The organism is Pantoea sp. Taur, from assembly GCF_009830025.1.
GTDB classification, from domain to species: Bacteria; Pseudomonadota; Gammaproteobacteria; order Enterobacterales; family Enterobacteriaceae; genus Pantoea; species Pantoea communis.
In genome coordinates, this window is sequence record NZ_SZZZ01000005.1 from 259,975 (window position 1) to 283,512 (window position 23,538).

Below are 23,538 nucleotides of genomic sequence, written 5' to 3' on the forward strand. Positions count from 1 at the left end.
TGTATTGTCAGGCTCAGCCGGGTTTTCACCGAGATTCCTTGCGTAACTTACGCGAAAAATTATAACGTAGCCGCCATTGATGCGAGTGTAGGGACCAATAATGAAAAAGTGGATGGTACTGGCCGCGCTGAGCTTGAGTGGATGTGCGCAAATCAGCAATTACGACGAAGCGGTAAAAACTCCGGCACCAGTGGAACTGAAAGGTAACTGGCAAACTGTCGGACCGCAGAGCAAGTTGATCAGTGGTCAGGCGATGGGCAGCCTGATCATCGGTGCAGAAGGCGACACGCTGGATTGCCGTCAGTGGCAGCGTGTGATTGCCAAGCCGGGCAAGTTAACGCGATTGGGAGACGATTGGGTCAACGTGACGCGTCAGGTGCGCGTGATGCCGATGACGCTGGAGAACGGTGAATTGCGTTATGACGGCTTGCGCATGCGTAAGGTCGACCAACCCACTGTTGAGTGCCAGCAGGCGCTGGAAGAAGTGGCGAAGCGTCCGAAGGATGCGGTGATTCAGGATATTCAGCCGCAGATTATGGAGCCGGTGTCAGTCCCTGCGCAGAAGTGATTTTGCGAGCACAGCACCAAATAAAAACGGGTGAGCATCAGCTCACCCGTTTCTCATTCAGCCCGCCGCAAATTAATTCTGTGGCAGATAGACATTACCTTGCTTGCCGTACGCGCTCATCACCGATTTCTGCTTCGATGATTGGCCCACCAGTTGCGTCAGCTCGTCCATACGCAATTTCAACAGACGTTTGACTTCACTCTCATTGTCGAGGATATGGCGCAGTACCGGACGCAGCTGATCCTGCAACTGGCTGGAGGGCGGCGCCGCTTCGGTCGAGCGGGCCAAGGTTTGCACCGCACTGACGTAATCCACTTCCTTTGTAATCAGGTCATCCCATTCGCCGTCTGCGGCCAGGCGCAGCATTCCATGGCTGAGATCGAGTAACTGTTGGTAAACGGTAATCAGATGCGGTGCATTGTTCATTAAACGGCGTCCTGAAGGTGTTGAGGTTGTGCGACTTCTTTCCAGGCGTCAGCGATATTACGCAGTAGACCTTCGACTTCTTCGATGGCTTCTACGTCATTACGCAGGTTGGCCTGCAGCAGACGGCGGACCATATAGGCGTAAAGTCCCACCAGATTATCGGTGAGCTCATCGCCGCTACCTTCCACCAGACCCTGCTTAAGTCCGTTTTCGATGATGTTGATCGCTTTAGAAAGCGATGAACCTTTGCCTTCAATATTGCCATCCTGCAAAAACAGGCGGGCACGAACCAGCGCGCTGAGCGCGCCGTCAAACAGCATGGAGACCAGCTGCTGCTGGTTGGCGCTCATGACAGCGCTCTCCACACCAATTTTTGCATAGGCTTGTGTGCCATTTGCGCTGTACATGGTCACTCCTTATGAGGATGAGCTGCTGGAGCTAGAGCTGCTTGATGACTCGAACTGCTGTGTCAGATAGCTACTGGTTTGGTTCAGCGAGCTCATCAAAACGTCGAGCTGAGTAAATTGCGTTTTGTAGCGCGCCACCATGTTGTCTATACGCGTACTCATGTCGTTGTACTGATCGGTCAATTGATTCAGCGTTTTACTTACGCCGTCGGTGGCAGCCTGCACGATGCCAGTAGTAGAAAGCCAGCTGGTCAGGTTTGTAGCAATAGTGGTGGTGATGCCGGTGGTTTTACCATCGCCGACGATCATCTCTTTCACGCCGTCTGGATCGCTGCTCAACGCTGTTTCCAGTTTGTCGGAGTCGGTTTCCAATTGACCAGTGGTGGGATCTGTAGTGATACCAATCTGGGCCAGTGTTTTATAGGTAGATGAACTTTGCGCGTTGGTCAGCATGCTTTTCAGCTGTGTCTGAATAGTACGCAGCGTACTGTCGCCCAACAGCGCGCCGTTGCTGGAGTCCTGAGAGTCGGCACCCACATCTACTGCAGTATATTTGGTTAATGTGTCGAACTGATCCAACAAGGTGTTGTAAGCACTAACCCAACTATTGATTGCACTCTCTGCTTTAGAGGTGTCTTTGGTAATCGTCAGTGTCTGATTACCGGTGGTGGTGTCGTTCAAATTGAGCGTAATGCCTTCCAGCGCATCATCAATGGTATTACTGCTGTTCTCAATCTCAACGTTGTTCACCGTCAGCTTGGCATTTTGCGCGGCGACGCTTTCGGTCATCGCATTGCTGCTAGCGGTGGAATCGTAGCCGACGATACCTTGCAATGTGTCATCGCCTGTCACGCTAATCGAAGTCACGGCATTATCGCTGCCGGTTTCGCTGGAGGTCAGGGACAAACGGTAGCTGCCATCACCCACTTTAATAATGGTGGCTGTGACACCGGCGTCTGCACTGTTAATCGCATCGCGCATCCCGGTCAGCGAAGTTTGATCGCTGGTCAGAGAAATATCTTTGCTGCTGCCATCTTTCAATGCGATGGTCAGCGTGCGGCTGCTGGCGGAGCTGTCACCCAACGCAGTGGTATTGCTGGTTTGTACTGCTGAAGTCAGGGTTTGCGCCTGCGCCAGCTGCGAAACACTAATTGTATATTTACCTGCAACCACTGAACCGGATGTTGTAGCACTAAAGGCACTACTACTGCTGGTTGCGGAGGTTGCCGTAAAGAGATCAGCATTATTCAGGGTGGTGTTTGCGGTCTGAAAAGTGGTCAACGCGCTTTTCAGCGTGCCGTAAGCACTCAGTTTGGCTGTGTAAGCTGTCTGCTGCGTTGAAATCGGCGTCAGAGACGCTTTCTCGGCAGTTTCCAGGTTATCCAGAATGGTACTTAAGTCGAGTCCTGAACCGATACCGAGGGTAGAGATACTAGCCATGTTGTTTCCTTTTATACCGACACGGAGAGTGAATACCGGGGTTATCGGCTCTTAATGGGCAAAGTTTAAAATTATTTACCTGCGAGTGATAAAGCGAATAAGGCATATAGAGAAGGGTATTTCCGAGGCTAGAAAAGTATTGGGTTTGCACTAAAGATGTGCGAGGTGAGGGCGATAAAGATAAGCGTGACAGGTTGAAGTGAAAAAATTTCGCCTGGTACTAAAAAATCTCTAAAGGTTGTTTAAGCACAGACGATAACAACTTTGACGGCGCTGAAGCCGGCGGGTTGAAGCCCAAACCTTAACCAAAGACTTGATTAATAGGAACTTTACCATGGCTCAAGTAATTAACACCAACAGCCTCTCGCTGATCACCCAGAACAACATCAACAAGAACCAGTCTGCTCTGTCTACCTCTATCGAGCGTCTGTCTTCTGGTCTTCGTATCAACAGCGCTAAAGATGACGCTGCTGGTCAGGCAATTGCCAACCGCTTCACCTCTAACATCAACGGCCTGACTCAGGCTGCTCGTAACGCCAACGACGGTATCTCTGCTGCGCAGACTACTGAAGGCGCACTGTCAGAAATCAACAACAACTTACAGCGTGTTCGTGAACTGACCGTACAAGCACAGAACGGCACCAACTCTGATTCTGACCTGTCTTCAATCCAGGACGAAATCAAATCACGTCTGGACGAAATTGACCGCGTTTCTGGTCAGACTCAGTTCAACGGCGTGAACGTGCTGGCTAAAGACGGCACCATGAAAATTCAGGTTGGCTCTAACGATGGCGAAACCATCTCTATCGACCTGCAGAAAATTGACTCGACTACTCTGGGTCTGAAAGGTTTCTCTGTAGATGGCAACGCTCTGAAACTGAGCGACACCATCACTAAAGTGGGTGATGCTTCAACTGGCTCAATGGCTAACGTTGACCTGTCTTCTGTAGCAACAGACCTGGGTGTGGATGCAAGCGGTCTGTCACTGCACTCAGTACTGGATGCGAGCGGCGCAGCAACCTCTACTTACGTTGTTTCTTCTGGCGATGACAACTACGCAGTATCTGTAGGTTCAGGCGGCGCAGTTACCCTGAACAAAACTGAAGTTGATTATACTGACAGCGAAAATGGTGTTACCAGTGGTGTGATGACCGGTATTGCCATCAAAGTTGGCGCTGATGCCAGCGGCAACGCAGTCGGCTTCGTGACTGTGCAGGGTAAAAACTACAACGCGGATACCGGTGCACTTGCTAACAGCGGTGACACAGCTAACAGCGGCACCAGCAGCGACGTGGGCGATATCTCTAGCAGCGCCAACGCCAATGTGTACAGCGGCGCTTCAACTAATGACCCATTAGCGCTGTTGGATAAAGCTATCGCGTCTGTTGACAAATTCCGTTCAAGCCTGGGTGCGGTACAGAACCGTCTGGATTCTGCTATCACCAACCTGAACAACACCACAACTAACCTGTCTGAAGCACAGTCTCGTATTCAGGATGCTGACTACGCAACTGAAGTTTCAAACATGTCTAAAGCGCAGATCATCCAGCAGGCGGGTAACTCAGTGTTGGCTAAAGCTAACCAGGTTCCACAGCAGGTTCTGTCTCTGCTGCAGGGCTAATAAGCCTTACAAATTAGTTAAAGTTTCAATTTTACGCAACCCTTCTGGCCTTTGGTCAGAAGGGTTTTTTTATGGTTGATCTGCAGATTTTTACCTCCTGTTTTATGGGTATGAATACCCCAGGTTTGCTTGCTTGATTGGTCAATTGATTTCGCTGCAACTTCATATTATGAGCAAAACCGTATTTGCCTGTTGCCATGAGAAGCAGACAGGTGCCTTGGGAGGCAGATCTGTTATGACACAAAATGCATTAGTCACCATTATTATTAATGCCCAAATACCTACGTGGTTTGCCGAAGCTTTAGACAGTGCTCTGGCGCAAGATTATCCATGCTGCGAGATCATAGTCGCGGATTGCAGCGGTGATAAATATATCACTGAGCTTTTACAGGCCTATCTGGAGCGCCCTGGGTTTACCCTTCGACACGTGACATATGAAGTTGATTACCCTGCACTGCATGAAGAGGTAATTGCTGCGGCTGAGGGCACCTATATTAAGTTCATGACGGATGCTGAGCGCCTGGCACCTAACTGTGTTAGCCAATTAGTTTCCGCAATGGAAGCGCATTTTGATTGCGTCATTGCCGCTGCTAAACGTGAACGTATTAATGCTCTGGGCGTCGCGCTGCCCGATCTTATCGCTACAGCAGCGTTTACGCGTGAGCCATCCTTGATTCATGGACTAGACTTTTTACGTTATCAAACCACGCTACACTTCAACCTTATTGGTGAGTTGACTGCAGCACTGTTCCGGCGGGAAGACCTGCTGGCGCTCCACAGTGAAGAAGAGCCGTTAACCGATCTTAATGGTGAAAAAATGCCTGGGGTGCAGTCCTTGGTGATTTACAGCAAATTGCTGGCCAAAGGTCATCTGGTTTACCATCCCACGGCGTTATGCTCAATCCGCGTTTCCGATGTTTATACTCAACCTCAGCAACATGAGGGACGTGAACACATTATTGTCAAACGTGAAGCCGTATTTGACTCCGTACGCTGCAAAGAGTGGTATTCGCAGCATCAAGGGGCGTTAAATATGGTCAATATTGCCCCGCTAGAAGAACCGAATAATTTAACCCGGCAAAATTTGAGTGCAATTCAGCACAGCAACCTCAATCTGAACGCATTACAACACTGGCAGGGTGCACGTAAATTATTACCCTTCCAGCAGGATTATCTACAAAGTCAGCAACAAGAAAATGGCGAGTTTACCAGCCTGGCGATAGTGATCACCGCCTGGGCGGGGCAAGAAGATAAACTGGCCAAAACCCTTGCCTCCTTGCCTGAGCGTCAGGGGCCATTGCAAATTCACCCTTTGGTGATTGGCAATGCAGAGGGAGCGCATTACCAGGCAAACACGCCCGTTGAACGTATTGCCGTCATTAATCATCTGACCCAAGAGCATCACCATAATTGGTTCATGTATGTAGAAGCCGGCACTGAATTTCAGTCTTCTGGCGTCATCGCATTAGCCGCCAGTTTGTTTAATGCCGGTGAAGTACTGGCATTGTATGCCGATGAGTTTTTCTACATTGATGGCCAACCTAACGGCACTGCATTCCGCCCAGACTTCAACCTTGACCTGATATTAAGCTCGCCTAAAACCATGTCCCAGCATTGGTTATATCGACGTGAGCTGTTATTGGCCGCTGATGGACTGGATGCAGAATATCCCGCTGCTGCGGAACTGGATTTGATCGTTAAATTGATTGAATCGCAGGGATTTGGTGTCATTGGACATTTAAGTGAACCGCTATTACTGGCACCACTGCGTGGGCGCACAGCAACTGAAGATGTCGCTATTATTGAGCGACATTTGCAGCATCGTGGTTATCCCAATGCCCAAATAGCGCTCGACAATTACTACAACTATCGCTTGCGCTACGAGCATGACGTGCAGCCTAAGGTCACCCTGGCGATTCTGGCAAACTGGCATCTGCCATCGTTGCTGAGTTGCGTCACGACAGTGTTAGAAAAAACCAGTTATCACCATTACGAAATAGTCATTGTTGTGGATAACCAAACTTCGCCAGAACGTGAAAGCTGGTTAAAAGGCATCAGTGCTATTGATGTGCAACGCATACGCGTCGTTCAATATGAGAGTGAATGGCAGCAAGCGGAAATGGCAAACCTCGCTGCTGCTCATGCTAAGGGTGAATACCTTGCATTACTACATTGTGAGTTGGCGGTAACTGACGGTGAATGGCTCGGCAATTTGCTAAACCATGCGCTGCGGCCTGAAGTTGCGATTGTGGGTGGTAAGCAATTAATGGCAGGCAATAAAGTCCGTCATGCAGGCTACCTGCTTGGGGTTAATGGTGCTGCCAGCGATGCGTTTCGTGGACTTGAAGATAATCAACCCAGTTATTTGGGCAGATTGCATACCGACCAAAACTACAGCGCCGTTTCCGGCGATTTTATGCTGGTAAGAAAAGCCGTGTTTGATGAGTTGGGTGGCTTCGACAAAAACATGACGCTTTATGCTGATGTGGATTTTTGCCTGCGCGTGCGTGAATCGGGCTATATGACCGTCTGGACACCTTATGCGCGTATTCTGCGACCGGCCGCCCGGCAGAATCCTTTCCAGGGCACAAGCGTACACAACACGGCTCGTTTGAAACAAATTGAAGAAGACAAAATCTTCACCCGCTGGATGCCGATTGTCGCGCACGATCCTGCGTTCAACGCTAATTTGTCATTGAAGAGCCGTCATTTCGATGTCAATAAACACAGCAACTTAAGCTGGCGCCCGGTTGAGCGTCCAGGATTGCCGGTGATAATGGCACACCATGCTGATGTTGCGGGTTGCGGATATTACCGTGTCATCACGCCATTAGAGGCGATGCAGGCTGAGGGTATTGCTGAAGGTAAGACAAGCATCCAGTTACTTAGCCACAGTGAACTGGGTCAATATAAGCCAGACACCTTATTGATCCAGCGGCGCTATTCACCGGCATTCCAGCAGTGGATCGAGCGAGCTGGTCGTTTAAGCGATGTGTATAAAGTATTTGAACTTGATGACTACATCTTAAACGTGCCGATGAAGCACTATCGACGCGGGGATTTCCGCCAAGAGATCGCCGGTCAACTCAGAAAAACATTGGGTTATTTCGACCGCTTTGTGGTCTCCACGCACCCTCTGGCGGAAGCCTTGGGTGATATGCATGACGACATCGTGGTGATGCCAAATCGCCTGCCTGTCAACTGGTGGGGAAATCTGCATAGTCTGCGTAATCAGGGGAAAAAACCGCGTATCGGTTGGGCGGGAGGCGCGAGTCATACCGGTGATCTGGAAATGATCGTCGATATCGTCAAAGAGTTTTCCGGAGAGGTGGAATGGGTTTTCTTTGGCATGTGCCCGATGAAATTGAGACCTTACATTGATGAATTGCACTGTGGTGTAGATATCACGCTTTATCCGGCAAAACTGGCGTCGCTGAATCTTGATCTGGCGCTGGCACCGGTTGAAGACAACTTGTTTAACAGTTGCAAAAGTAATCTGCGCCTTCTGGAATACGGAGCCTGTGGCATCCCGGTGATTTGCAGTGATGTGGAGTGCTATCGCAACACCACCTTGCCAGTGACGCGCGTTAAAAACCGCTTTAAAGACTGGGTAGATGCGATCCGCATGCATCTCGACGATAGCGCGCACAGTGAACGCACCGGTTTGGCCTTGCAGGCTGAATTGCGTCGTGACTGGATGCTGACCGGTGACAATTTGCACCAATGGATAAGCGTCTGGACCGGTAAATAAAAACGGCAGAATAAACAGGGCCAGCTTTGATGCTGGCCCTGTTAGCTGTAGTCAATTTACCCATACTAAATCAAATTCCTCCCCATCCAACAGGGTGATTTCCCCCATCCCCCTATAACCCCAAAAAAGTAACCATCCTGTTACAGTCCCGCACAGAATTGCCGATAACTTCCCCAGAATCATTCCAATTTTTTCGCACGACTTTTTTTCTGTTTCTGGGGTGTCTATGCGCTTCAATTATGACTTGTTACCGGGTGAGCTTCTGACCTTCGAAGAGATCGCGTTGCGCTATGCGCAGCAGCATCCTGATGAGAAAGAACTCACCGCACGCGGGTTGCTGAGCCCGTCGACCAGCTTTCGCAATTTGGTGATCCGTGCAGTGTTCGCGCAGGAGGAGATCAACAGTCCGTTGGAGGATCTGCTGTTCGTCTCTGACGATAACGAGCGCAAAAACTATCTGCGTCGTTTTGAGCACTATCTCAAAAGCCAACAAGCTTTCCTTTATTTCCGCCGTAACGATGAAATAAAGAAGGAAGGGCGCTGGAAGGTGGTGGGTGAAACCCAGGTTTACGCCATGCTGGATCCGAATTCGGCAGAAGCGCAGAACCTGCTCACCAGTCGGGGCTTCAAACTGGTGTTGATGCGACAGACGGAAGAGGAGGAGTACTGGCAGCTGTTCGATCCCCATGCGCACCCTTGCTTCCCACTGTCGCGCAAAATTCAGTTTCTGGTGGTGCTGAGCACGCCGCAGCATAAAGTGCCGACGGCGGTGATGCCAGGCACAGAAGTCGGGCGGCGCGTAAAGGCGAAAGTGTTCCAGCGTGCCAGCCAGGCAGAGTTTAATTCAGCCGTTAAAGCGCGCTATGGCGCCTGTATCATTACCGGCACGCAGCTTACGGAACGTCACAGCTGGCCGTGGGTGGAGGCCTGCTATATCGATACCCAGGAAAATGAAGAAGGTTTTCTTGCCGATAACAGCGTCGATAACGGCTTGTTCCTGCGCAGTGACTTACAGCGATTGTTTATCAATAAAATGATAAGTATCGACGCGGAATCCGGGCAGGTGATGTTTAATCCGCTGCTGGAAACTGAAGCGCCGATAAGCGATTTTTATCAGGCACTTGATGGTAAAACCTGTGCACTGTGGGACGCGGTGCCGCCTGGCACGCGGCAACGGCTGCGCAATCTACGCTAGCGGCTTCGCCTATGGCGGTGCATTCCACCGCCATCCATAACAAATTTGAAATAACCTCGCTTTTGCCCGCCTATTCTGCCAATCGAAACCCCTACAGAATTGGATAATCATGCCGATAACTTTATTAACGCAGGGTAGTCACCGTGAACGATCTCTATACGCCCGAAGGCGTGATGGATAAACATTCGCTCTGGCAGCGCTACGTTCCTCTGGTGCGACACGAAGCGTTGCGCTTGCAGGTACGTCTGCCAGCCAGCGTTGAGCTTGACGATCTGCTGCAGGCCGGTGGCATTGGTTTATTAAATGCCGTGGAGCGCTACGACGCGCTGCAAGGCACCGCCTTTACCACTTATGCCGTGCAGCGTATCCGGGGCGCAATGCTGGATGAACTGCGCAGCCGCGACTGGGCACCTCGCAGCGTGCGACGTAATGCGCGCGAAGTGGCCGGTGCGATGCATCAGGTAGAACAAGCGTTGGGGCGCTCGGCTACTGAGCAGGAAGTGGCTGAACAGTTGAATGTTTCGCTGGAAGAGTATCGGCAGATTCTGCTCGATACCAATAACAGCCAACTCTTCTCCTACGACGAGTATCGGGAAGAACACGGTGACAGCGCGGAGCTGGTGACGGAGGGGCATGAAGAAGCCAACCCGCTTCATCAGTTAATGGAAGGAAACCTGCGTGATCGCGTGATTGAAGCCATCGAGGCATTGCCCGATCGTGAAAAATTAGTGCTCACACTGTACTACCAGGAAGAACTGAACCTGAAAGAGATTGGCGCAGTGCTGGAAGTGGGGGAATCCCGCGTCAGTCAACTGCACAGTCAGGCGATTAAACGCCTGCGTGCCCGGTTAGCGGGGGCGCGCTGACAGACTCAGTACCTGGCATCGAAAAAATAAAAATACCGGGGACTCAGCAATGGGAGCCAAAGCCAAAGCCAGACCTTTAAGTCGTTATCTTAAAGACTATAAACACAGCCAAAGCAACTGTTCACATTGTGGCAAAGTTTTAGATCGTATGGCGTTAGTGTTTCGTGGACAGATCATCAATAAAGAGGCCATCGCGCGGATGGACCAGATGATTGATGACCAGGTATGGATGAAACTCCAGCCGGAACTGACCGCGTTATGTCGTTTCTGCAGCGATATTTTTTGTAATACCCATCCTAATTACTTCGATATTATGGCGTTCAAACAGTATCTGTTTGAGCAGACCGAGATGAGTCACAGCACCATTCGCGAGTATGTGGTGCGGCTGCGTCGTCTTGATGACATGCTGAAAGCGAAAAATTTCCCGGCCGACAGATTACGGGGCAACAGCTGGCATGAATGTCTGGAAAACGATTTGCCGGATGCGGGTAACAACAATTACCGCATCGCACTGCGTAAATATGACCAGTTTTTAGGCTGGCAGCAGGGCTGATTGTGATCCTGCCCTTGTTGTTGCTGAGCATAGCAGCAACAGGGGCCGCACTCGCAGAATTCCGGGTGCGACTTTTCTCATCTTCTGCAACACTGTATGGATAATTGCACATTGCCCGAATGGAGGCTGCATTGTCTTTACATCTCTTGCACCAGTTCCCACGTCTTGAATTACTCGGTGCACCTACGCCGCTTGAGCATCTGCCACGGCTTTCTGATTATCTCGGTCGCGATATCTTTATTAAGCGTGATGACTTCACGCCTGTGGCAATGGGCGGCAACAAACTGCGCAAACTTGAATTCCTGGCGGCCGATGCGCTGCGCGAGGGCGCGGATGTCCTGCTGACGGCGGGCGCGATTCAATCCAACCATGTGCGCCAGACGGCGGCGGTGGCGGCGCGCCTTGGCCTCAAGTGTGTGGCGCTGCTGGAAAATCCAATTGGCACGACCTCAGAAAACTACCTCACCAACGGTAATCGCCTGATGCTCGACCTGATGGACGTCGAGGTGGTGATGGTCGATGCGTTGCACAATCCCACTGAACAGCTGGCCGAACAGGCTGAACGCCTCGAAGCCCAGGGTTTCCGTCCTTATGTTGTGCCGGTTGGCGGTTCCAACGCACTGGGCGCGCTCGGCTACGTGGAGTGTGCGCAGGAGATCGCGCACCAAAGCGAAGGCGTGGTGGATTTCGCCGCTGTGGTGGTTGCATCGGGCAGCGCCGGCACCCATGCAGGTTTAGCGGTAGGGCTGGAGCAGTTGCTGCCTAATACCGAGCTGGTCGGTGTGACGGTTTCACGCAAAGTCGAGGCGCAGTTGCCGGTGGTAGAACGCATCCGCAGCGCGCTGGCTGAACAGCTGGAAGTGCAGACGCACGCGCCGATCACGCTTTGGGATGACTATTTCGCGCCGCGTTACGGTGAACCTAATGATGAAGGCATGGAAGCGGTGAAACTGCTGGCGCGTCTTGAAGGCATCATGCTGGACCCGGTCTACACCGGTAAAGCGATGGCCGGATTGATAGATGGCATTGCGCAGAATCGTTTCCGTCGTGAAGGGCCGCTGCTGTTTATTCATACTGGCGGCGCGCCTGCGTTATTTGCTTATCATCCTTCGTTCTAAGGCTAAGATAAAAAAGGTTTATAATCCGGCAGCTGTTGTTCTGGCCTGAAATGAGCCTGGATGCAGCGCCAATAACGAAAAGGCGGCAAACCCCGGTTTCGCTGCCTCATAGCACACAACACATCACAATAAATGGGGTAAACATGGCTTTCTCTCCAATTCGTCGCCAACTGGTGATGGGCATGATGGCGGTCGCGCTGGTCGCGGGCGTTAACGTTAAAACGTTCGCCGCAGAAGATCTGCTGGCACAGGTGAAGAGCAAAGGTGAGCTGCGCGTGGGTCTGGAAGGCACTTATCCGCCGTTCAGTTTCCAGGATGAGAGCGGCAAGCTGACTGGTTTCGAAGTGGAGTTCGCGCAAGAGCTGGCGCAACACCTTGGTGTCAAAGCGGACCTGAAACCGACTAAGTGGGATGGCATGCTGGCGGCACTGGATTCTAAACGTATCGACGTGGTGATCAATCAGGTAACTATTTCACCCGAGCGTAAGAAGAAGTATGACTTCTCCACGCCATACACCATCTCTGGCGTTCAGGCGCTGACGATGAAGAAAAATGCTGGCAGCATCACCAAGCCAGAGGATCTCTCTGGTAAGAAAGTCGGTGTCGGCCTGGGTTCTAACTACGAACAGTGGCTGCGTGACAACGTCAAAGGCGTCGATATCCGTACCTATGATGATGACCCAACCAAATACCAGGATCTGCGTTCAGGTCGTGTTGATGCCATTCTGGTGGACCGTTTAGCGGCGCTGGATCTGGTGAAGAAAACCGGCGACACCATGGCGGTAGCGGGCCCGGCCTTCTCTCGTCTCGAATCCGGCGTGGCGCTGCGTAAAGGCAATGACGATCTGCTGAAAGCCATTGATGCAGCGATTGCTGATATGCAGAAAGATGGCTCGCTGAGCAAACTCTCTGAGAAATGGTTCGGCGCGGACGTCACTAAATAATGCAGGAAAGCTTACAACTGGTGCTGGATTCAGCACCATTCTTACTCAAAGGCGCGCTGTTCACGCTGCAGCTGAGTATCGGCGGGATGTTCTTCGGTCTGGTACTTGGCTTTGTGCTGGCGCTGATGCGCCTGTCACATTTCTGGCCAGTAAACTGGCTGGCGCGTATCTATGTGTCGATTTTCCGTGGCACGCCGCTGATCGCCCAGCTGTTTATGATCTACTACGGCTTGCCGCAGTTTGGTATCGAGCTGGATCCTATCCCATCTGCGATGATCGGTTTGTCACTCAATACCGCCGCTTACTCCTCTGAATCCCTGCGTGGCGCTATTGCGGCGATTGAACGTGGGCAGTGGGAAGCGGCGGCCAGTATCGGCATGACGCCATGGCAAACCTTGCGCCGCGTGATTCTACCTCAAGCGGCACGTACCGCTTTGCCACCGCTCGGTAATAGCTTTATCAGCCTGGTGAAAGACACCTCGCTGGCGGCCACCATTCAGGTGCCGGAGCTGTTCCGTCAGGCGCAATTGATCACCTCACGTACGCTGGAAGTGTTCACTATGTATCTGGCTGCCTCGCTGATTTACTGGGTAATGGCGACGGTGCTGTCGGCATTGCAAAATCGCCTGGAAGCGCATGTGAATCGACAGGATCGGGAGGCAAAATGAGTGCGATTGAAGTACGTCAGCTGGTCAAGCAGTTCCACGGCCAGACCGTGTTGCACGGCATCGATCTGGATGTGGCACCGGGTGAAGTGGTGGCGATTATCGGGCCAAGCGGTTCGGGGAAAACCACCTTGCTGCGCAGTATCAATCTGCTGGAAGTGCCCGATAGCGGCCGCGTCACGGTGGGTAATATCACCATTGATGCCAGTATTGGGCTCAACAAGCAGAAAGAGCAGGTTCGCCGTTTGCGTCAGCAGGTGGGTTTCGTGTTCCAGAACTTCAATCTGTTCCCGCATCGTTCAGTGCTAGAGAACATCATTGAAGGGCCGGTGATCGTGAAGGGTGAACCGAAAGCAGAAGCCGTGGCGCGAGCCCGCAGCTTGCTGGAGAAGGTCGGTCTGCACGGCAAAGAGGAGAGCTTCCCGCGTCGCCTCTCTGGCGGGCAGCAGCAGCGTGTAGCCATTGCACGCGCACTGGCGATGCGCCCGGAAGTGATTCTGTTCGATGAGCCGACTTCGGCGCTGGATCCTGAGCTGGTGGGTGAAGTGCTGAATACCATCCGCGCGCTGGCGCAGGAGAAACGCACCATGGTGATCGTCACGCATGAGATGAGTTTTGCGCGTGACGTGGCCGATCGGGCGATCTTTATGGATCAGGGCCGTATCGTGGAGCAGGGCGCAGCAAAAGAGCTGTTCAGCCATCCGCAGCAGGCACGCACCCGACAATTTCTTGACAAGTTTCTTAACCAATAGTCTCAAGCGTCGTCTGGTTCTGACGGCGCTTTCTCTTTTCCCATCTGAATCCCTTCTCTCAGTTTCCTCTGAAAATTGTCAAAGAACTTTCAATTAACCATCTGAAAAATAATATTTTATTGCTTATAAAATTTTGCTGGCAAGGTGCAGAAGGATTTTTAAGACGCCCCCGATTGAGACATCTTTGTAAATATAAATAATTCTTTACAAATTCATGGCGCAATCAGGATCATAAAATGACACATGCCAGAAATGAAGTCCTCTGGATCAACACGTTAAAAGGTGCCTGCATCTTGCTGGTGGTGTTGCACCACTCGATTATCACCACTTTCGCTCCCTCACTGCATCACCTCACGGCCGGCATGGTGCCTGCGCACTGGTGGGTGACCTTCAATACCTATCTTTCACCGCTGCGTATGCCCGCTTTTTTCTTTGTCTCAGGCCTGCTGGCGGCCAGTTCGATCGTCAAAAAGAGCTGGAAAGAGGTGTTCACCATGAAGTTCAGCAATATCGTGTATCTCTATTTGCTGTGGGGGGTGATTCAGTGGCTGAGCATTCACTATATCTCCACGCACCTCGGTGAGCGGCTGTCCAGCACCAAAAACGCTGCCTATGCCGACACGCCGTTTGAGTTCCTTAAACTGCTGCTGACTTCCATGACCAGCCTCTGGTATCTGTACGCGCTGGCGGGCTTCTTCCTGTTCACCAAGCTGTTCCACCGCCAGAAAATGGCGCTGATGGCACTGGCGATTGTCGCGACCTACGCTGCGCAGTTTAGCCTGATCCCGGGTTGGGGGCCGGCCAGCGTGGCGCAAAACTATCTCTACTTCCTGCTCGGCGTATTCTTCAGCCAGTCTTTGATTGAGATTAGCCAGCTTAAGCGCCAACACTGGCTGTTGCTGGCAGGCATCGCGGTGATTGGCGTGGTGCATCATGTGGGGGGCATCTATAAAAACCCGTTCTACAGCCTGCTGACCATCGTGTTTGGTATCGTCGTGTGCCGTTTCCTCAATGAGCGCCTGAACATGGCCTGGCTGAACTGGATTGGCCGTAACACGCTGCAGATTTACGTACTGCACCGCATCTTCATAGAGTTGCTGGGACTGAGCGCGATTGCCCTGGCGCTGCATTACGGCTGGTTTGGTCATGCGGCCTTCAGTTGGGCATGGGCGCTGCTAATGCCGATGACGGGCGTGGCGCTCTGCGTGACGATCTCACTGGCGGTGTGGTCACTGCTGAATCGCGGTCCAGGCAGAATGTTATTCATCTATCCGCGACTGTTGCGAAAACCAGTGCAGGAGACAAAAGCGGCACCGCTGCAATAATCAAAAAGGGCCAGTTCGCTGGCCCTAATTATTTTCTCTTAGCACAATATTAATATCCGCGTTTATCCATCTGCCACATTTCATAATTATCCGAATAAAATTTGATTTTAATTTGGTTTGATTGTGGTGGATTGCTCTTAATTTCCCTGTATTAATTGCTAACCTTATTTCCCTCGTCATACCCTTTGTGACTCTAATTTGGGAAGATATTGTTAGCCTGCTTAGCATTTGATTAATGTCTGGAACTGTAAAGTATTGTTATATCAGGACCAGTAAAAAACTTTTAGGACTTTCGCTAGAGTCATCCCCCGCCAGCTTGTTTAATAATCGTTGAATAACCAGAAATGCATCATTGTTTATTTCCTCATACTTCTCCTTAAAGACCTACACAGCAGCGGGAGTTAATCATATGAATAACGCCAGGAAAGAAGATATTGCATGGGTCAATACCCTGAAAGGGGCCTGCATATTGCTGGTGGTGTTGTACCACACAGTATTACCCGGATTTGAAGGAACGGTGAAATTATTGACGGCGGGTTGGATACCGGCAGAAATATGGGTGCAGTTTAATACTGTTTTATCTCCGCTACGTATGCCAGCCTTTTTCTTTGTTTCGGGCTTGCTGGCAACCAACGGGATTCTTAATCGTCCGTGGAAGCAGGTATTTACCAGTCGTATTACTAATCTGTTCTATCTGTATATTTTATGGGGCTTTATTCAGTGGTGGTCGATTGTGGGTATCTCGACAGAGATTACCGGCCAGCGTATCTCACACAATCTGAATGCCGCCTATGCGGGTTCACTGTTTGAGTTCCTGAAGCTGACGTTTATGGCGATGAGCACCTCGTGGTATCTGTACGGACTGGCACTGTATTTCCTGTGTGCGAAGATCTTCCACAAACAGAAAGTGGCGTTGCTGGTGGTCGCGGTTGCGCTTAACTATCTGGCGGTGGAGAAGATCATTCCATACTGGGGACCGCAAAGCGTGGCGCAGTACTTCCTGTTCTTCCTGCTGGGCGCGTTCTGGAGCCCGCTGATGCTGCGTATGAGCGAATGGCGTCGTGAAAATCTCGTGCCATGGGCGCTGCTGGCGGCGGTATCAGGGATTCACATTATCTTCGGTCTGGATAAGAGCCTGTTCCTGTGCATCATCGCGGTGCTGGCGAGCGTGGCGGCCTGCCGCTGGCTTAACGCGCACTTTAAGATGACGTACTTTAACTGGATTGGCCGTAACACCCTGCAAATCTACGTGATCCATCGTATTTTCATTGAGTATTTTGGCATGTCAGCGATTCTGTTCGCTCAGCGCCATCATCTGTTTGACTATGCCTGGTTCTCTGTGTTGTGGGCGTGTTTCTATCCGGTGGCGATTGTGGGGATTTGCTCGCTGCTGTCGGTGGCGGTGTGGTCTGTCACCAATCGCGGGTTGGGGCAGTCGCTGTTTGTCTTCCCGACCTTGATTGGCCTGAAGCGCAACAAGTCTGCGGCTTAAGCTCAAAGTACAAAACAGTAGCGCCGCAACAAGTGGATATACTCGTCGCGGCGCGCCATGAAAAAGGGCCCTTGCGGGCCCTTATCTTTTTAACCAATGGTCATCAGACTGGCGTTACCACCCGCTGCGGCGGTATTTACACTCAGTGAGCGCTCTATCAGCAGACGTTCCAGCAACAGATTGGTTTCGCCACGCGCGAAGCCCTGCACCGAAACAATCGCGCCGTCACGCGCAGCAACCTGCTCGCACAGCACACGTAACTGATCGGCGTCACCGTGATAGATCACCGCATCAAATTCGGCGGCCAGCAAATCTTTCACCAACACCACGTGTTTTTGCACGGCGGCAGGTAGTGATTTGCGCAGTGCGCGATGCAACTCATCATCCTGCCAGATTGCCTGACTGCCCACGCTGGTCACTGCTGCCAGTTGCGTCAGTGCGTCCTGCTCGTTATCCGCAATACAAAGGACATGATCGCGCGGCAGAAGCGTGAAGGTGTTACGTTCACCGGTTGGGCCTGGCAGCAGTCGCACCGTACCCGCCTGCGCCAGCTCGTCATAACGCTGACAGAGTGCCAGCAGTTCAGGTTTATCCTGCGCCCAGCTCTGCAATGCCTGGTGCGCGCTCATCAGCTCAGCACGTACGGAACTGTCGACTGGACGCTCGGCATCCTGACGATCGAAGGTCTTACGCAGTGCACTGTCTGGGCGGTTTGCCAGCAGGCGATAGAGATACAAAGGACCACCGGCTTTTGGACCGGTGCCGGATAAACCTTCTCCACCAAAAGGCTGCACGCCGACGACTGCGCCGACCATATTGCGGTTCACATACAGGTTACCGACCTTCGCGCCTGCAGTGACTTGCGCGATGGTTTCATCGATACGCGTGTGCACACCCAGCGTCAGACCGTAACCAGAGGCGTTAATCTGATCGATCAGCTGTGGCAGGCTGTTACGCGCATAACGCACCACGTGCAGCACTGGGCCAAACACTTCTTTATCCAGATCGCTCACCTGACCCAGCTCGATCAGGGTGGGCTTGATAAAGGTGCCGCTGGTCCACTCTTTGCTGTCTTGCGGATTGTCCTGCGCCGCCTGATACACGGTGAAACCTTTATTGCGCATCGCCTGAATGTGGCGCTCGATGTTACCTTTGGCTTCGGCGTCGATTACCGGGCCGATATCCGTAGAGAGACGTTCCGGATTGCCCATGCGGCATTCAGCCATCGCGCCACGCAGCATTCTCAGGGTGTGATCGGCGACATCATCTTGTACGCACAGCAGACGCAGCGCCGAGCAACGCTGTCCGGCGCTGTCAAAGGCGGAGGCAACGATATCGACCACCACCTGCTCAGTCAGCGCCGAAGAATCCACGATCATGGCGTTCATGCCGCCGGTTTCAGCAATCAGCGGCGTTGGGCGGCCTTGCGGATCGAGACGACCCGCCAGATTGCGTTGCAGCAGCGTCGCGACGGCGGTGGAACCGGTGAACATCACACCGCGTACTCGCTCGTCACCCGTTAACTGTGCACCGACAGTCTCGCCCTGGCCCGGCAGCAGTTGCAGCACGCCTGACGGCACGCCCGCATCCAGCATGATTTGTACCGCCTGCGCGGCAATCAGCGGCGTCTGCTCAGCGGGTTTCGCCAGCACGCTGTTACCGGCTGCCAGTGCTGCAGCAATCTGACCGGTGAAGATCGCCAGCGGGAAGTTCCACGGGCTGATGCACACCACCGGGCCGAGCGGACGATGGGTTTCGTTATCGAAATCATCACGCACCATACCGGCGTAGTAATAGAGGAAATCAACCGCTTCACGCACCTCGGCAATGGCGTTGTTGTAGGTCTTACCTGCTTCACGCACCAGCAGGCCAATCAGCTGCTGCATCTGGCCTTCCATCGCTTCGGCGGCGCGCTCCAAAATGGCTGCACGTTCTTGTGGCGGGGTGGCAAACCAGATTGGACCGGCATTCACTGCGGCATCCAGCGCTTCCGAGACTTCTGCTTCGCTGGCATCGCGCACGCTGCCCACCACATCGGCTGGCGCAGAAGGGTTGAGTACCGGACGGCTCACGCCGTCACCCAGCTCACCTTCGATCAACGGCTGGGCAATCCATGGCTGGCTGGCGCTATTGAGCAGGGCGCTTGAGAGTGATGCCAGACGATGTTCGTTAGCCAAATCCAGACCGGCTGAGTTGGCGCGCTTCTCACCATACAGATCGCGCGGCAGCGGGATTTTCGGATGCGGTAAACCGACTGCGCCTTCGGTCAGCGCCATCTTCTCCACCGCAGAAACCGGATCGGCAACCAGCTCATCCAGCGGCAGGGTGTTATCCGCGATGCGGTTAACAAACGAGGTGTTGGCCCCGTTTTCCAGTAAGCGACGTACCAGATAGGCGAGCAGGGTTTCATGGGTGCCGACCGGTGCGTAGATACGGCACGGACGGTTCAGTTTGCCGTCTGCCACTTTGCCGACCACCTGCTCATACAGCGGTTCGCCCATGCCGTGCAGGCACTGGAACTCGTACTGACCCGGATAGTAGTTATTGCCTGCGAGCTGATAGATCGCTGCCAGCGTGTGAGCGTTATGAGTAGCAAATTGCGGGTAGATCAGATTCGGTACCGCCAGCAGTTTGCGGGCGCAAGCCAGGTAAGAGATGTCGGTGTACACCTTGCGGGTATAAACCGGATAACCTTCCAGCCCTTCAATCTGCGCACGTTTGATTTCGCTATCCCAATACGCGCCTTTTACCAGACGGATCATCAGGCGACGGCGGCTACGTTGGGCGAGATCGATCAGGGAGTCGATCACAAACGGGCAGCGCTTCTGGTATGCCTGAATCACAAAGCCAATCCCGTTCCAGCCGTCCAGTTCCGGCTCGAAGCACAGTTTTTCCAGCAGATCGAGCGACAGTTCCAGGCGGTCTGCTTCTTCCGCATCGATATTGATACCGATGTCGTAAGAGCGCGCCAGTAAGGTCAGTGATTTAAGGATCGGATATAGCTCTTCCATCACGCGTTCATACTGCGCGCGGCTATAGCGAGGATGCAGGGCCGACAGTTTGATCGAGATGCCTGGACCTTCATAGATGCCACGGCCATTGGAAGCTTTACCAATGGCATGGATCGCCTGCTGATAGGACACCAGATAAGCTTTGGCATCACTGGCGGTCAGCGCTGCTTCACCCAGCATATCGTAGGAGTAGCGGAAGCCTTTCTCTTCCAGTTTGCGCGCATTGGCCAGTGCTTCCGCAATGGTTTCGCCGGTGACGAACTGCTCGCCCATCAGGCGCATCGCCATATCCACGCCTTTGCGGATCAGCGGTTCTCCACTCTTACCAATGATGCGATTAAGTGAACGCGACAAGTTGGCTTCATTGTGAGTCGATACCAGACGGCCGGTAAACAGCAGACCCCAGGTTGCAGCGTTAACGAACATCGACGGGCTGCGGCCCAGATGCGACTGCCAGTTGCCATTACTGATTTTGTCGCGAATCAGCGCATCACGAGTTGGTTTGTCGGGAATACGCAGCAGCGCTTCCGCCAGACACATCAGCGCCACGCCTTCCTGCGAAGAGAGGGAGAACTCTTGTAACAGGCTTTGCACCATTCCGGCGCGTCCGGTTGCACCTTTTTGGTGACGCAACTTATCCGCCAGGCTATAAGCCAGCTGATGCGTTTTCTCGGCCAGCGGGGCAGGGAGACGCGCCTGCTCCAGCAGCATCGGTACCGCATCGGTTTCCGGACGACGCCACGCAGCGGTGATGGCAGAGCGCGTGACCGACTGTGGCAAAATATGTTCAGCGAAGTCGAGGAAGGGCTGGAATGACTCGTCTGCCGTGCCTTCTTCACTGGCGGCGTCGGCGAGCTGCAGGGGAATTTCCGGCAAAGATTCACCGGCTTCCAGCTGCGAAAGGTAGTTAAAAATCGCCTGTTTGATCAGCCAGTGTGGCGTGCGGTCAATTTTACCTGCCGCCAATTTAATGCGATCGCGGGTGGCTTCATCCAACTTCACCCCCATGGTGGTCGTTCCCATGATTTCCTCGTCCTCAAAATATGATTCAACATCAGCGTGGGCTGCACTATCACTCATGTTGCAACTTTGTGCAACCATGTTAAATGTGACCTAAGTTGCACGTTTATCAACACTTAAAATCGGTCATGTGAAGAAACGGCACAAAACTTGCTGCAAGAAGCTCGCCAAAGTTGCAACTCCCTTCAACGAGAGCACTCTCATGTTGAGCAAGGTGCAACTCAAAGTGTGAGCGTGTGCAACCTATTGGCATTAAATCAGCGAAGTCAGGTGAAACCATTGTGACAGCTGTGTTAAATGCATTGTGCGCGCCGCCCCTTTGCGGCAGGATACCGCGCCTTAAGAGAAATCGCTTTCTCTGGATGCGGTAAAGCCCTGATGCCGTCCCGTTCCGGTGGCTCAGGAAAAAGATTTCTCTTAACGGATTAAATAATAAGTGGAGAGAGTATGAGTATGAGTACACCGATGTTGGTGACCTTTGTAATTTATATCCTGGGAATGGTGCTGATTGGCTTTATTGCCTACCGTTCGACCAAAAACTTTGACGACTACATTCTGGGCGGACGCAGTTTAGGCAGTGTGGTCACCGCACTGTCAGCGGGTGCATCAGATATGAGCGGTTGGTTGCTGATGGGCTTACCCGGCGCCATCTTCCTTTCCGGCATTTCAGAAAGCTGGATCGCCATTGGCCTGACCATCGGTGCCTGGCTTAACTGGAAAATTGTGGCAGGTCGCCTGCGCGTGCAGACCGAACATCACGATAATGCCTTAACGTTGCCGGACTTCTTCTCCAGCCGTTTCGAAGACAAAAGCAAGCTGCTGCGTGTTATCTCCGCTGTGGTCATTCTCATCTTCTTCACCATTTATTGCGCATCAGGCGTGGTTGCGGGTGCACGTCTGTTTGAAAGCACCTTCGGTATGGATTACCAAACTGCGCTGTGGGCCGGTGCTGCTGCCACCATTCTTTATACGCTGGTGGGCGGATTCCTGGCGGTGAGCTGGACCGATACCGTGCAGGCCAGCCTGATGATCTTCGCGCTGATCCTCACCCCGGTGTTTGTGATTATCGCGGTAGGTGGCCTGGATGATTCACTGGCGGTGATCGAAGCAAAAAGTCTTGAAAACCTCGACATGCTGAAAGGGCTCAACTTTGTTGCCGTTATCTCCTTACTCGGATGGGGCCTGGGTTACTTTGGACAACCGCATATCCTGGCGCGCTTTATGGCGGCGGATTCACATCACTCGATTCGCACTGCACGTCGCATTGGCATGACCTGGATGATCCTGTGCCTGGCCGGTGCCGTGGCGGTGGGCTTCTTCGGTATCGCCTACTTCCAGAACCACCCTGAACAAGCGGCAGGCGTAAGCCAGAACGGCGAACGCGTGTTCATTGAACTGGCGCGTATCCTGTTTAACCCGTGGATTGCTGGCATCCTGCTGTCTGCGATTCTGGCAGCGGTGATGTCCACCTTAAGCTGCCAGCTGCTGGTATGCTCAAGCGCCCTGACAGAAGACCTCTACAAAGGCTTCCTGCGTAAAAATGCCAGCCAGAAAGAGCTGGTGTGGGTAGGGCGTTTAATGGTGCTGCTGATTGCGTTGATCGCCATCGCGCTGGCGGCCAATCCGGAAAACCGTGTGCTCGGCTTAGTCAGCTATGCATGGGCGGGCTTTGGTGCTGCCTTCGGTCCGGTTGTTCTGTTCGGCGTATGCTGGAAACGTATGACCCGCAATGGCGCGCTGGCCGGGATGGTGATTGGTGCACTGACGGTGCTGCTGTGGAAACAGTATGGTTACACCGAACTGTATGAAATCATTCCTGGCTTCATCTTCGCCAGCATCGCGATTGTGGTGTTCAGCCTGATCGGCAAAGGCCCATCAAAAGAAGCACAAGCGCGCTTCGCCGCCGCTGAAGCTGAATACAACACCAAGTAATTCTGTCTCTGACACACTAAGCCCGCCCGTCAAACGGCGGGCTTTTTTTATGGAATCGACCAGCTTCAGCATTCCTTTCAAAGCAATGACATAGTTAATCGTCCAATAAAGGCCATGCCGAGGAGCGAAGCGTCCGCGCCATGGACGGCGCGGCCGATCTGCAGGGATGCGTGGTTTCTTCGCGATCGGGATGGCCTTTAGTGGACAATGCGCTGAACTCAAAGCGACACCTCTGCACTGAACCTGAAGCGATAATTCTGCACCGAACGTGCAGCGAAAACCCGGCACTGAACCTGCAGCGATATCCCGGCACTGAGCTTGCAGCCACACCCCAGCACTGAATATTTATCCGATCGCTGAAATCCTCATCACCCATTTTCATAGAATCCGTATTACAGCCCGCAAATGAGAAATAATTTCATTCAGTGACTTGTAATTTTACCCGCGATAAT

The 23,538-nt window shown here is 52.7% G+C and carries 17 protein-coding genes; 13 read left to right on the forward strand and 4 right to left on the reverse strand.

From position 1 onward, the window contains the following. The first annotated feature begins 100 nt into the window (after positions 1–100). Positions 101–568: a lipoprotein YedD gene (gene yedD / locus FD744_RS09950; RefSeq protein WP_160868128.1), complete on the forward strand. Its 468-nt coding sequence runs from the start codon at positions 101–103 to the stop codon at positions 566–568. A 72-nt stretch (positions 569–640) separates the two neighbouring features. Here yedD and fliT read toward each other — a convergent pair whose 3' ends face one another. The 3 genes from fliT to fliD are packed head-to-tail and all read right to left on the reverse strand — an operon-like array spanning position 641 to position 2,841. Beyond that, positions 641–994 carry a flagella biosynthesis regulatory protein FliT gene (gene fliT, locus FD744_RS09955; protein ID WP_034824376.1) on the reverse strand — a complete coding sequence of 118 codons (354 nt, stop codon included), beginning with the start codon at positions 992–994 and terminating at the stop codon, positions 641–643. Continuing rightward, positions 994–1,401, reverse strand: coding sequence for a flagellar export chaperone FliS (gene fliS, locus FD744_RS09960; protein ID WP_160868129.1), 408 nt, complete (start codon positions 1,399–1,401; stop codon positions 994–996). Before fliS ends, fliT begins: the two co-directional genes overlap by 1 nt. A gap of 9 nt (positions 1,402–1,410) precedes the next feature. Continuing rightward, a complete protein-coding gene (gene fliD / locus FD744_RS09965) occupies positions 1,411–2,841 on the reverse strand; it encodes a flagellar filament capping protein FliD (protein WP_160868130.1) in 1,431 nt (476 codons plus the stop codon). 334 nt (positions 2,842–3,175) lie between these two features. Between fliD and FD744_RS09970 the strand changes: the two genes are divergently transcribed. From FD744_RS09970 to FD744_RS10020, 11 genes are all read left to right on the forward strand, one after another. Next, on the forward strand, positions 3,176–4,462 hold the full coding sequence (locus FD744_RS09970) for a FliC/FljB family flagellin (protein ID WP_034824365.1): 1,287 nt from the start codon (positions 3,176–3,178) through the stop codon (positions 4,460–4,462). A gap of 235 nt (positions 4,463–4,697) precedes the next feature. Continuing rightward, positions 4,698–8,213 (forward strand): glycosyltransferase, encoded by a 3,516-nt coding sequence (locus FD744_RS09975; protein WP_160868131.1) that lies wholly within the window; start codon positions 4,698–4,700, stop codon positions 8,211–8,213. A gap of 226 nt (positions 8,214–8,439) precedes the next feature. Further along, on the forward strand, positions 8,440–9,408 hold the full coding sequence (locus tag FD744_RS09980; RefSeq protein WP_045834049.1) for an HNH endonuclease signature motif containing protein: 969 nt from the start codon (positions 8,440–8,442) through the stop codon (positions 9,406–9,408). A 143-nt stretch (positions 9,409–9,551) separates the two neighbouring features. After that, positions 9,552–10,274, forward strand: a complete 723-nt coding sequence (locus FD744_RS09985) for an RNA polymerase sigma factor FliA (RefSeq protein WP_038646384.1) — start codon at positions 9,552–9,554, stop codon at positions 10,272–10,274. A gap of 49 nt (positions 10,275–10,323) precedes the next feature. Next, entirely contained in the window at positions 10,324–10,827 is a 504-nt protein-coding gene (fliZ, locus tag FD744_RS09990) for a flagella biosynthesis regulatory protein FliZ (protein WP_034824353.1), read from the forward strand. Positions 10,828–10,958: 131 nt separating this feature from the next. After that, positions 10,959–11,945, forward strand: a complete 987-nt coding sequence (locus tag FD744_RS09995; protein WP_160868132.1) for a D-cysteine desulfhydrase — start codon at positions 10,959–10,961, stop codon at positions 11,943–11,945. A gap of 143 nt (positions 11,946–12,088) precedes the next feature. Then, a complete protein-coding gene (gene tcyJ, locus FD744_RS10000; RefSeq protein ID WP_034824352.1) occupies positions 12,089–12,889 on the forward strand; it encodes a cystine ABC transporter substrate-binding protein in 801 nt (266 codons plus the stop codon). Next, a complete protein-coding gene (gene tcyL, locus FD744_RS10005; protein WP_160868133.1) occupies positions 12,889–13,557 on the forward strand; it encodes a cystine ABC transporter permease in 669 nt (222 codons plus the stop codon). Before tcyJ ends, tcyL begins: the two co-directional genes overlap by 1 nt. Further along, a complete protein-coding gene (tcyN, locus tag FD744_RS10010) occupies positions 13,554–14,306 on the forward strand; it encodes an L-cystine ABC transporter ATP-binding protein TcyN (protein ID WP_034824347.1) in 753 nt (250 codons plus the stop codon). Before tcyL ends, tcyN begins: the two co-directional genes overlap by 4 nt. Positions 14,307–14,542: 236 nt before the next feature. Continuing rightward, a complete protein-coding gene (locus FD744_RS10015; RefSeq protein ID WP_160868134.1) occupies positions 14,543–15,631 on the forward strand; it encodes an acyltransferase family protein in 1,089 nt (362 codons plus the stop codon). A gap of 409 nt (positions 15,632–16,040) precedes the next feature. After that, positions 16,041–17,123 (forward strand): acyltransferase family protein, encoded by a 1,083-nt coding sequence (locus FD744_RS10020; RefSeq protein ID WP_160868135.1) that lies wholly within the window; start codon positions 16,041–16,043, stop codon positions 17,121–17,123. A gap of 89 nt (positions 17,124–17,212) precedes the next feature. On the opposite strand, the gene putA is transcribed toward FD744_RS10020, so the two are convergent. Further along, entirely contained in the window at positions 17,213–21,157 is a 3,945-nt protein-coding gene (gene putA, locus FD744_RS10025; RefSeq protein WP_160868136.1) for a trifunctional transcriptional regulator/proline dehydrogenase/L-glutamate gamma-semialdehyde dehydrogenase, read from the reverse strand. A gap of 444 nt (positions 21,158–21,601) precedes the next feature. Here putA and putP point away from each other — a divergent pair, with 444 nt between their 5' ends. Further along, positions 21,602–23,086: a sodium/proline symporter PutP gene (gene putP, locus FD744_RS10030; RefSeq protein WP_097116811.1), complete on the forward strand. Its 1,485-nt coding sequence runs from the start codon at positions 21,602–21,604 to the stop codon at positions 23,084–23,086. Positions 23,087–23,538 lie beyond the last annotated feature (452 nt).

Bases quoted from the DNA above. Each gene is read 5' to 3' on its own strand.
- putA (WP_160868136.1), bottom strand. From the start codon at position 21,157: ATGGGAACGACCACCATGGGGGTGAAGTTGGATGAAGCCACCCGCGAT.
- fliZ (WP_034824353.1), top strand. From the start codon at position 10,324: ATGGGAGCCAAAGCCAAAGCCAGACCTTTAAGTCGTTATCTTAAAGAC.
- putP (WP_097116811.1), top strand. From the start codon at position 21,602: ATGAGTATGAGTACACCGATGTTGGTGACCTTTGTAATTTATATCCTG.
- FD744_RS09980 (WP_045834049.1), top strand. From the start codon at position 8,440: ATGCGCTTCAATTATGACTTGTTACCGGGTGAGCTTCTGACCTTCGAA.
- yedD (WP_160868128.1), top strand. From the start codon at position 101: ATGAAAAAGTGGATGGTACTGGCCGCGCTGAGCTTGAGTGGATGTGCG.
- fliS (WP_160868129.1), bottom strand. From the start codon at position 1,401: ATGTACAGCGCAAATGGCACACAAGCCTATGCAAAAATTGGTGTGGAG.
- tcyJ (WP_034824352.1), top strand. From the start codon at position 12,089: ATGGCTTTCTCTCCAATTCGTCGCCAACTGGTGATGGGCATGATGGCG.
- FD744_RS09975 (WP_160868131.1), top strand. From the start codon at position 4,698: ATGACACAAAATGCATTAGTCACCATTATTATTAATGCCCAAATACCT.
- fliD (WP_160868130.1), bottom strand. From the start codon at position 2,841: ATGGCTAGTATCTCTACCCTCGGTATCGGTTCAGGACTCGACTTAAGT.
- fliT (WP_034824376.1), bottom strand. From the start codon at position 994: ATGAACAATGCACCGCATCTGATTACCGTTTACCAACAGTTACTCGAT.
- FD744_RS10020 (WP_160868135.1), top strand. From the start codon at position 16,041: ATGAATAACGCCAGGAAAGAAGATATTGCATGGGTCAATACCCTGAAA.
- tcyN (WP_034824347.1), top strand. From the start codon at position 13,554: ATGAGTGCGATTGAAGTACGTCAGCTGGTCAAGCAGTTCCACGGCCAG.
- tcyL (WP_160868133.1), top strand. From the start codon at position 12,889: ATGCAGGAAAGCTTACAACTGGTGCTGGATTCAGCACCATTCTTACTC.
- FD744_RS09970 (WP_034824365.1), top strand. From the start codon at position 3,176: ATGGCTCAAGTAATTAACACCAACAGCCTCTCGCTGATCACCCAGAAC.
- FD744_RS10015 (WP_160868134.1), top strand. From the start codon at position 14,543: ATGACACATGCCAGAAATGAAGTCCTCTGGATCAACACGTTAAAAGGT.